Below are 4829 nucleotides of genomic sequence, written 5' to 3' on the forward strand. Positions count from 1 at the left end.
ATTCTCCCCCGCCCGGCGCCAAGGGCGCGAGCCACGCGAGCCCTAAGTGACGGCCGAGGACGGCGCCCAGCAGCAACCCCAGCAGAGGCCCCAGGTAAGCCGCCGCTGCGGCGCGCAGCATCGCACCCTCGGGCACGCCCACAATCACCCGGTCGCCGGTTCCCACGTCCAGGCTGTTTTCCACCTCTAGACGCAGAGGGCGGCGGCCGAGGAAACGGTCGAGCAGCGAGGTGCCACAGCCCGCAGCGGCACTGCACTGGCCGCAGGTGCTGCGGCGCATGGCTTCCACCCAGGCGATGGTCTGGTCGACGCGGACGACTGTGGCTTGCTCTTCGATCAAGGAAGCGGGGTCAAAGCGACGGTTGATGATTCAGCCGATCAAGAATAGGCGCAGTGGTCGCGAAGCGCAATCCGCCGACTAGGGAGATGCTGATTTATTGGGCATCCTGCCCAAAAATCAGACAGAGCCGGAAAACGCGGTTTCCCGGCTCCTTCATTTTCAGCGACTTACGTCGCCGAAAATGGCGGGGCATCCTGCCCCGCACGGGAAGCGCCAATAAATCGGCGCTTCCCTAGACGCACCTACCGACCCGGTTTCGCCTCAGAGCCCGTCCGGTGGCTCGATGTTCTCTAGCACCATGCGTGCCGTCAAAGGTGGGATTTCGCCTACGACTGTGACTTGCCAGTCGCCGATGCGACCGCCCGCGGCGCTCACGGCACCGAGCTGCGACTGGCCTTGCAGGGCACCATCGATGGGCGGCTCCAGATACACGGAGAAGGACGCGAGGCCATCGCTGACAACGAGTTGCTCGATGGGGTGGCCGTCGTCCCGCGCCAGGGTCTCGCGCGAGACAATCTGGAAACCCGGGGGCAGGCGGACAGGCACCGATTCCGCGGCGTCCTGTCGATCCGTGCTGCCGGCCGCGCTCGCTGGCATCGCGCCCACTGTCTTGCCGTCAGGGCCGACGTCCGGCTCAATGTCGATCTCGGTAAACATGATCTGCTGCACGGCGGCACCGTTCTCCGCCAGCAGGTCGACCTTCAGCGGCAGGCCGCTCACCTCGTCCACGTAGAAGCGGTATCCGTAGCGGTAATCGTCATTTGCCCGCACGCCCACGACCTCTGTGTCCCGGCCCGCAACCCGAAACCGCCCCAGGTGCTCGATGCTGTAGTGCTTGGCCAGACGGGGAAAATCCAGAGGCAGCTGCCGCAGGAGCCGGCTGTGGCTGTGACTGCTGCGGACGGTGAGCGGCGCCGCATCCGGCAGCATGCAGGTAACACCCTCCGCATGCCGAGACAGTGCCCTCACCGGCCCCGTCAGGGACAGCAGACTCTCCCCCGGCGTACCGTTGTTGATGCGATGGCTTACCCGCAGCGCCGCGAGGTCTTCGCCGTGAAGGTAGACGAGCGTACCCTCGAACTCCTGCTGCGCTAGTGCCCGGTTCATTCGCTCGAGCAGGCGCGTCGGATCATCGACTGCGCGCGCGAGTGGCGATACGAGCATTAGCGCGGAGCCGAGAACCGATAGCGAGAGCAGCATCCCAACCGCGGGCAGCAACCGCAGCCGCGGCGGCTGTAACGGCAACACCGAGCCCATCGCCGCCGCGAGAACCAGTGCCCGCCGCATCAGGGCCGGCGCTCGTAACCGATAACGGCGGCGTAAGCACCGACGCCAGAGCGTCCGATGCCGGACACCTGCTCCTGATGGTTGACGAGCAGACGATCGAGCCGTGCCCGCACGGCTGGATCGGGCTGCTGCCACCGCTCCACAGTCTGCGGGACTCGGGCTAACCCCTGCGGTGCGCGGCTGTCTTGCAGGAGGGGACCGGTGAGCACGACCCCCAACCCCAGCACGAGTACGCCCGCAGCGACGGCCCCCAGCAGCGGTGCGGCCGTCGCCACTCGGCGCCGTCGGCTTGACACGGCCGCCGCAGGTAGCGCGATTGCGGCGCCCGGCATCTGGGCATCGGCGGCAGCACGAACCCGATCCGCTGTCGCCCGCGCATGAAGGTCGCTCCTCTCATGACGCAGTGCCCGACCGATGAGGTGCCACCGCTCCCAGTGACCCGCTAGATCCGGCGAGCGTGTCAGGTCTTTCACGGCAGCAGCGGCCTCGAAGCGGCCTACTTCACCGTCCATTAGGGCCGAGACGCGCTGCCGTTGCTGCTGCGTGCTCATATCGAACCCCCGGGGTAACGCTTGTCTGGTGTTTCAGTGTTAAGTCATCAACAGCGGGCGCAACCGCTTATCGATGGCCTCGCGCGCGCGGAAGATCCGCGAGCGTACCGTGCCGATCGGGCATGACATTGCCGTCGCAATCTCTTCATAGCTCATGCCCTCAAGCTCGCGCAGGACGATCGCGGTACGCAGATCCTCTGGCAGCCCATCCAGGGCCGCCTGCACATTCTCGGCAATTTCATCCGTAAGCAGCTCCCGCTCCGGCGTCGCCTGCTCGCGCAGGCGACCGCCGACGTCCATCTGTTCCGCGACTTCGGCCTCTACGTCGTCGCCCGGGGGCCGCCGACCCTGCGCGACCATGTAATTCTTCACCGTGTTGATGGCGATGCGATAGATCCAGGTGTAGAACGCGCTCTCGCCACGAAAGCCAGGCAAGGCTCGATACGCCTTGAGGAAGGCTTCCTGCGTGACATCCATGACCTCGCTGCTGTCGCGGAGATAGCGGCCGATCAGGGCCGCGACGCGCTGCTGGTACTTCAGCACCAGCAGATCAAAAGCGCGACCATCGCCACGCTGCGCCCGCTCCACGAGGGCCTGGTCCACCTCGCGCTCGCTCATGGCGTCCCCCGGCTCCGCTTACGCGGCCGACCGGACTGCGCCTGTTGCTCATCAGCCATTGACACTCACCAGTGCGTTTAAGTTCGCGCTGCGCCGTGCTTGGGCTGACGCAGCGCAAGGGCATGGGGCGCAAGCCTTATGCTCGCGCACCGTGGCCGGCAGCGACCAGCCCCGCCCAATGCGGGAGAACATGCGGACGAACCACTACATAAAAACGGGGCGCCCGGAAGTGGACAGGTTATGACGAGGCTTTATGGATTCTTGTTCATGTTTTGTCCATACTCACCAAGCATCCCTAAGCCTTCAGCGCCGGCAGGACATCGGGAACGCACGAGCCGGTGCTTGACTGTACACCCGCCGAACGGCAGTTCGCCTGACAATAATGATCAACGCAGCCCTCCTCCGCCCTGCACCCGAAGCCGCACGCGCTCTGCCGCAGATGTACAACGGCATGCGATGATCAGGACCCTCTGTCATACGCCCTGGATCCGCCCATGACCACGCCACACCGCCACGATGTGCTGATTATCGGCAGCGGTGCCGCCGGCCTCAGCCTGGCACTGCGACTCCACCACCGGCTCAGCATCGCCGTGCTGTCCAAGCGCGAGCTTCGCGAGGGCAATACGCTCTACGCCCAGGGCGGTATTTCGGCGGTGCTGGATGCGGCGGACTCGGTGGAATCCCACGTGCGCGACACGCTGAACGCCGGCGCCGGCCTGTGCGATGAAGCCATGGTTCGATTGGTGGTGGAGCATGGCCCCGAGAACATCCGCTGGCTGCTCGGTGAGGGTGTTCAGTTCACCCGCGACGCACAATACCGCAGCGCAGAGGGCTACCATCTCACCCGCGAAGGCGGGCACTCTCACCGGCGGGTGGTGCACGCCGCGGATGCCACCGGCCGCGCCGTCGAAGATACGCTGGAAGGGCGCATCCGCTCGCGCGCAAATGTAGACCTGTTCGAGCACTACACAGCCATCGACCTCATCGACGCCCTGCGCGTAGGCGCCGACGAGCACCGCTGCATCGGTGCCTACTGCCTCAACAGCGCGAGCGGCGAGGTGGAGACCTTTCTGGCCCGCTTCGTCGTTATCGCAACCGGCGGTGCCAGCAAGGCCTATGTGTACACCAGCAACCCGGATGTAGCCACGGGAGACGGGATCGCCATGGCGTGGCGCGCCGGGTGCCGGGCGGCGAATATGGAGTTCATCCAGTTCCACCCGACCTGCCTCTACCACCCCAAGGCCAAATCCTTTCTCATCACCGAGGCACTGCGCGGCGAAGGGGCGCGGCTGCTGCTGCCCGACGGCGAGCGCTTCATGCCGCGCTTCGACCAGCGTGCCGAGCTGGCCCCGCGCGACATCGTCGCCCGCGCCATCGACCACGAAATGAAGCGCATCGGCAGCAAGTACGTGCTGCTCGATATCTCCCACCGCGAGCCCGAGTTCATCCGCGAGCACTTCCCCACCATCCATGCCCGATGCCTGGAGCTCGGCATCGACATGACCCGCGAGCCCATCCCGGTGGTGCCGGCAGCCCACTACACCTGCGGCGGCATCCTCACCGATGCCCGCGCCCGTGCCGACCGTCCCGGGCTCTATGTCATCGGCGAGGCGGCCTATACCGGCCTGCACGGCGCCAACCGCATGGCCAGCAACTCGCTGCTGGAATGCCTGGTATTCGGCGAGCTGGCAGCCCAGGACATCGAAGCCCTAGCCGACGGCTGGCCGGAGCCGCCGGCGGCCCCGCCCTGGGATGCGAGCCGCGTCCGGGAGGCGGACGAGGAAGTGGTCATCTCCCACAACTGGGAGGAGCTCAGGCGCTTCATGTGGGACTACGTCGGGATCGTGCGCACCAATAAGCGCCTCATGCGCGCCAAGCGCCGCATCGACCTGCTGCGCCAGGAGATCATCGAGAACTACAGTGACTTTCGGGTGGAAACAGACCTGCTGGAACTGCGCAACCTGGTGGAAGTGGCCGACCTCATTGTGCAGTCCGCCCAGCGCCGCCGCGAGAGCCGCGGTCTGCACTACACC

Annotated in this window: 5 protein-coding genes; 1 reads left to right on the forward strand and 4 read right to left on the reverse strand. The window is 66.0% G+C overall.

Annotation, left to right across the window (positions count from 1 at the left end; translation table 11 throughout):
* The 4 genes from I6U14_RS03445 to rpoE form a co-directional block, all read right to left on the reverse strand.
* Nucleotides 1-340, reverse strand: a 340-nt coding sequence (locus tag I6U14_RS03445; RefSeq protein ID WP_296896903.1) for a SoxR reducing system RseC family protein, incomplete at its 3' end; no start/stop codon positions are given.
* Between the two features lie 261 nt (nucleotides 341-601).
* Nucleotides 602-1627 (reverse strand): MucB/RseB C-terminal domain-containing protein, encoded by a 1026-nt coding sequence (locus tag I6U14_RS03450; RefSeq protein WP_367115622.1) that lies wholly within the window; start codon nucleotides 1625-1627, stop codon nucleotides 602-604.
* Nucleotides 1627-2178, reverse strand: coding sequence for a sigma-E factor negative regulatory protein (locus I6U14_RS03455; RefSeq protein ID WP_296896907.1), 552 nt, complete (start codon nucleotides 2176-2178; stop codon nucleotides 1627-1629). The genes I6U14_RS03450 and I6U14_RS03455 overlap by 1 nt, the downstream gene beginning before the upstream one ends.
* Nucleotides 2179-2217: 39 nt before the next feature.
* Nucleotides 2218-2796: an RNA polymerase sigma factor RpoE gene (gene rpoE / locus I6U14_RS03460; RefSeq protein WP_296896908.1), complete on the reverse strand. Its 579-nt coding sequence runs from the start codon at nucleotides 2794-2796 to the stop codon at nucleotides 2218-2220.
* 494 nt (nucleotides 2797-3290) lie between these two features.
* On the opposite strand from rpoE, the gene nadB reads away from it, so the two are divergent.
* On the forward strand, nucleotides 3291-4829 hold a 1539-nt coding region (nadB, locus tag I6U14_RS03465), incomplete at its 3' end, for an L-aspartate oxidase (RefSeq protein WP_296896909.1).

It is taken from the genome of Thiohalocapsa sp., from assembly GCF_019695415.1.
In the GTDB taxonomy this organism is placed as follows: Bacteria; Pseudomonadota; Gammaproteobacteria; order Chromatiales; family Chromatiaceae; genus Thiohalocapsa.

Coding starts and splice junctions, on each gene's coding strand:
- I6U14_RS03450 (WP_367115622.1), bottom strand. CDS start 1,627: ATGCGGCGGGCACTGGTTCTCGCGGCGGCGATGGGCTCGGTGTTGCCG.
- rpoE (WP_296896908.1), bottom strand. CDS start 2,796: ATGAGCGAGCGCGAGGTGGACCAGGCCCTCGTGGAGCGGGCGCAGCGT.
- I6U14_RS03455 (WP_296896907.1), bottom strand. CDS start 2,178: ATGAGCACGCAGCAGCAACGGCAGCGCGTCTCGGCCCTAATGGACGGT.